The organism is Pseudovibrio sp. POLY-S9 (assembly GCF_001431305.1).
In the GTDB taxonomy this organism is placed as follows: domain Bacteria; phylum Pseudomonadota; class Alphaproteobacteria; order Rhizobiales; family Stappiaceae; genus Pseudovibrio.
The window spans coordinates 76,423-79,986 of the sequence record NZ_LCWX01000132.1; the positions used below are offsets into that span (position 1 = coordinate 76,423).

General features: G+C 52.8%; 4 protein-coding genes. All 4 read left to right on the top strand.

Annotation, left to right across the window (positions count from 1 at the left end; all coding sequences use genetic code 11):
* On the top strand, positions 1-478 hold a 478-nt coding region (locus PPL9_RS33245), incomplete at its 5' end, for a LysR substrate-binding domain-containing protein (protein WP_244273383.1).
* Between the two features lie 110 nt (positions 479-588).
* Positions 589-1,440: a 2,3,4,5-tetrahydropyridine-2,6-dicarboxylate N-succinyltransferase gene (gene dapD, locus PPL9_RS11770; protein ID WP_057462871.1), complete on the top strand. Its 852-nt coding sequence runs from the start codon at positions 589-591 to the stop codon at positions 1,438-1,440.
* 200 nt (positions 1,441-1,640) lie between these two features.
* On the top strand, positions 1,641-2,099 hold the full coding sequence (locus PPL9_RS11775) for a DUF4265 domain-containing protein (RefSeq protein WP_057462872.1): 459 nt from the start codon (positions 1,641-1,643) through the stop codon (positions 2,097-2,099).
* 635 nt (positions 2,100-2,734) lie between these two features.
* Positions 2,735-3,564: IS481 family transposase (locus PPL9_RS11780; protein ID WP_152986674.1), on the top strand; the 830-nt coding region annotated here is incomplete at its 3' end.

The window sequence follows — 3,564 nt, forward strand, 5'->3', positions numbered from 1 at the left end:
AATCCGATTGGGAGATGGGGCCTGGCCGCATGTTGAGCGGCACCAACTCTGGCAGGAAGATCTGGTTGTTGCGTTTGCTCCTCAGTTGAGTAACGGCGACCCGAACCCTGACATCAAGCTGCTTGATAAGCTGAAATTGCTGCATACCTCCTCCAGACGTGAAGACTGGCCGCGTTGGTTGAATGGCACTGGCCTGCCTCATCCGGATCAGACCTCTGGTGCGATGTTTGAAAGCCGGAACATGGCTATTCAGGCTGCTGTTGCAGGCATGGGTGCAATTGCGATTGATACCCGCTTTGTGGAACAGGAAGTGGCTGCAGGTCATCTGGTGGTTCCGGACTGGCCGCGCCTTTCTCTGGAAAGTGGCTATTGGTTTGTACGTAATGCGAACCGTCCTTTGACCCGTCCGGTATCTTCCTTCCACAAATGGCTAATGGAACAATCCCAGCAGCCATTCAAGGCACATGAAGCAACCTAAATTGATACATGAGACAACCGGAAGTCTGAGAGTATTGACTTCTGGTTGGGGCTTGCGTACCCCTCGGTAGCTCTAATTCGAAACCCATTAATTATGAGAGTCTGCCGCCAATGAGCCAGATTGATCTTGCGGCCCTTGAGGCCACCATCAACGCTGCATTTGATGACCGTGACAACATCAGCACTGACACCACAGGTGACGTGCGTGATGCAGTAAACACCGCACTGAACCTTATGGATCACGGCAAGCTGCGCGTTGCGGAAAAATCCTCTGGCGACTGGGTTGTTAATCAGTGGGCCAAGAAAGCTGTTCTGCTTTCTTTCCGCCTGAACCCAATGCAGATCATCAAAGGCGGTCCGGACGAGGCTCCCTGGTGGGATAAAGTTCCTTCCAAGTTTGACGGCTGGGGCGCGATCGACTTTGAAGAAGCTGGCTTCCGCGCTGTTCCAGGTTCCATCGTTCGTCGTAGTGCATTTATCGGCAAATCCGCTGTTTTGATGCCTTCCTTCGTAAACCTTGGTGCATTCGTTGACGAAGGCACAATGGTTGACACCTGGGTGACTGTTGGTTCCTGTGCTCAGATCGGTAAAAACGTTCACCTTTCCGGCGGCGTTGGCATTGGCGGTGTTCTTGAGCCACTTCAGGCTGGTCCGGTTATCATTGAAGACAACTGCTTCATCGGTGCTCGTTCTGAGGTTGTTGAAGGCGTTGTTGTTCGTGAAGGTGCCGTGCTTTCCATGGGTGTGTTCATCTCCGCAACGACCAAAATCGTCGACCGCACGACCGGTGAAATCTTCTACGGTGAAGTTCCTGCGTACTCCGTTGTTGTTCCAGGTTCCATGCCAGGCAAACCGCTTCCAGACGGCACTCCAGGTCCAAACCTGGGCTGTGCGGTTATCGTGAAGCGTGTTGATGCACAGACCCGTGCCAAGACCTCTGTGAACGATCTTCTGCGCGACTAAGTTTTAGATCAGATCTGATCGATTAAAGCCGGGGCGATTGCTTCGGCTTTTTTCTTGACTAACCGGTGCGGGTTCCACGTGTTTAAACGCACCTTTTAACCTAAAAACCGGCTCTGTTAGGCTATGAACACATTACCTCAAGATGCTTGTTGCTTCGCTGGAACGCATGAGTATATTGCGCTTAGAATTTGTGAGGCCCCATGAATAAGAACAGCAATCTGCACAAACTTGTCTTCCAGCTGGATCCACATGACTGGCACGGCATTGAGAGTGAAACTGTGTGGGTACGCTCGCTCGGTGGCAATCGCTATAAGCTTGAAAACACACCCTTCTTTGCTTGCGGCGTTGCCAATGGTGATGAGCTGCTTGCAAACCGGCAAAAAGGGCAGCTTGTTTTTGACAGGGTCGATAAGGCATCGGGTCATTCCACCTACCGGATCATGGTGGAAGAGACGACACAGCCGGAAGAATTCTCCAAGCAGTGGTCTAAGCTGGAAAAGCTTGGCTGTACATGCGAGGACATTGACGCTGATCCACCGCTGTTCAGCGTAGATATTCCGGCAAATGTCGACATCCACGTCGCCTACTCCATTCTTGAAGAAGGCGAAGGCCTTGGCATCTGGGCTTTTGAAGAAGGCCACTGCGGGCATAAGGTCTAGCATTTCAGCCTGCTCAGACTGACAAGCACGAATATCACCGCTGGATCATCCCGGCGGTGTTTGTGTTTGAGGATCCCGTTTAACGGGTGGAGCAAGGCGAACAGGCTTTGCCTGCGCTACTTGTTAGATATGTTTCTTCGGCATCAGCTGTTCGCCTCGCCCGGGCCTTTTCTCATGAACACGCGGGCTCCCTCTCGGACAGGCGTGAATGACACGTTCCCATGTCACTGGCACGTTTCCGTACCATTGGCAGTTTCCTGCCGGTGACAGATAGGAACTATCTGTCATAACCGGACGCCCTCCGGAACGACCCCAAACTCCCTACTACCACTGTGGTCTCAATAGGGTATGGCGCTTCACCGGACCTCCTGACACGATACGTTACCTCGTACCAGCAGCCCAACCCCACCCACGCCGCGGAATGGACGGTCCACTCCTGCCCGAATGCGTGGGCACGGGACTAAGAGTAAGCAGGATTTTGGAGAGGGGAAGAAGTTTTGTAAGCGAAAGTCAGTTGCTCTTTATCTCAGTCCGCCGCCGTCATCCCGGCCCCCGATGTACATACCGGAGACATAGGTTACAGGTGTTCGGAGAGATGGTTGACACATTAACATGGCATTCAGGGAGGGACCGGGATGCCTTGGAAAGAGTGTTCAACAATGAAACTTCGAGAAGAGTTTGTCCGACTTGCAGCTCAGGACAATGCTAATCGGCGTGCCTTGTGTCGCCGGTTCGGTATCAGCCCACAAACAGGCTATAAATGGCTGAGGCGGTGGCGTGCGGGAGAAGACTTGAATGATCTCTCCCACCGGCCCAGAACATCTCCTGGACGTTCACCACAGGAGGTGGAGCAGAGGATTTTATCAGTGCGTGATACTTACCCGGCTTGGGGCGCTCGAAAGATCCGCGCTTATCTGCAGCATCAAGGCATTACAGTTCCAGCAAGCTCCACGGTGCACGCCATTCTACAGCGCCATGACCGTATTGAACCGAAATCAATCCCAGCGTCCTCGGATTGGCAGCGATTTGAAGCTCCTCTTCCTAATCAACTCTGGCAAATGGATTTTAAAGGTTGGATCAGGCTGGAAGATAACACTCGTTGCCATCCTCTCACGGTTGTCGACGACCACTCCCGGTTTGCGACCTGCCTTAAGGCTTGCCCAGACCAACGCACCAACACAGTTAAAACGGCTTTAGAAGAGAGCTTTAAGCTCTACGGCTTGCCGAGAGCCTTTCTGGTTGACAACGGTTCTCCATGGGGGACTGCTCTTACCGATCAGCGTTGGACACCATTGCGGATCTGGTTGGCTCATCTTGGTGTCCGCCTGATCCATGCCAGACCTTTCCATCCTCAAACCAAGGGCAAAAATGAGCGGTTTAACCGAACCCTGAAAGAGGAGGTTCTGGCATACAGAACATTTCGCAGTCACCGCACTATGCAATCGGCCTTTGATCAATGGAGGCG

Bases quoted from the DNA above. Each gene is read 5' to 3' on its own strand.
- dapD (WP_057462871.1), top strand. From the start codon at position 589: ATGAGCCAGATTGATCTTGCGGCCCTTGAGGCCACCATCAACGCTGCA.
- PPL9_RS11775 (WP_057462872.1), top strand. From the start codon at position 1,641: ATGAATAAGAACAGCAATCTGCACAAACTTGTCTTCCAGCTGGATCCA.